The 585-nt window shown below is 23.4% G+C and carries 1 protein-coding gene; it reads left to right on the top strand.

Features of this window, described 5'->3' with window-relative positions:
* The coding region (locus AC1B00_RS09630) for a hypothetical protein (RefSeq protein WP_488849510.1) at positions 1 to 585 on the top strand (585 nt) is incomplete at both ends.

Here is a 585-nt window from a genome sequence, read left to right as displayed (position 1 = left end):
AATGATTTTTTAGAAGAAAATGGAAAAACTATTTTAAAAGGCGATGCGGCTAATTATGTAGCGGGTTGGTTTAGTGAAATTGCATTTGATTTAAAATATCTTGAAAGTGATAGTGATAATAATGGGGTTTTAAATAGTGAAGAGTTGATGAATACTTTAATTGATGTTTGTTATTTTGATGAGAATAAAGATGGAATTTATGTCTTAAGCGAGATTGTGAAAAAAGACAAAATATTAGAAGAAGACATTAATGAATTTGGCGAAAAAAACATAAACACTATTTCAAAAATGATTAATAATAGAATATTTTTTGATAAAGATAAAGATGGAGAAATATTAGTAAAAGAACAATACATTGAAGATGAAAGCGAATATTTTAAAAACTTAAATCAAGCAAAAGAAGAATTAAAAGATAAGAAAGAAAAAATAGAAATTAATCCAAAGCTAAAAGAATACGCAATAAATGAAGAAAATAATCACATAAGAAAGCTAAAGCAAGATATACAACTATTTAAAAACTCAAATGCTTTAAAAATAAATGAAGATAAAGAAAAAGAATTAAAAGATAAAAATACTTTAGAAGAT

It is taken from the genome of Campylobacter sp. DY7 (genome assembly GCF_057802535.1).
Note: the sequence above shows the minus strand (reverse complement) of the source record. Positions and strands in the feature narration are given on the sequence as shown.